Consider the following 428-nt stretch of genomic DNA (forward strand, 5'->3'; position numbering starts at 1 on the left):
AGGTTGTCCAGGTTTTCGGGTTATCAAGGTTGTCAGGTTATCAAGTTGTTTGCTTCGCATTATCCAGTTGTCATGTTCGAGACTGTTCAAATAACTGTGTCAAAATTTAAACCATTAAATTTTGACTATGAAAGAAGACAAAGAAGAGTTTGATTTCAAGGCTTTCGCCAAGCAGGCCGGAGATGCGCTTCGGTCAGGTAAGCCATTAGCTGGTAAGGACGGTGTTTTCACCCCGTTATTGAAAATGATCATTGAATCGGCCCTTGAAGGAGAGTTGGATGATCATCTAAGTGAAACTCGAAAATCCGGAAAGAATAGGCGGAATGGGCATGGAGCCAAAAAACTTCAAAGCTCGTTGGGCGGCTTTGAAGTTTTGGCTCCCCGAGACCGCAATTCCAGTTTCGAGCCACAGATCGTGGAGAAACGAC

Annotated in this window: 1 protein-coding gene; it reads left to right on the plus strand. The window is 44.4% G+C overall.

Annotated features, from left to right (window positions below; translation table 11 throughout):
* Positions 1–127 precede the first annotated feature (127 nt).
* Positions 128–428: transposase (locus ACNKXV_RS13390; RefSeq protein WP_417908237.1), on the plus strand; the 301-nt coding region annotated here is incomplete at its 3' end.

It is taken from the genome of Christiangramia aquimixticola, from assembly GCF_048285835.1.
GTDB classification, from domain to species: domain Bacteria; phylum Bacteroidota; class Bacteroidia; order Flavobacteriales; family Flavobacteriaceae; genus Christiangramia; species Christiangramia aquimixticola.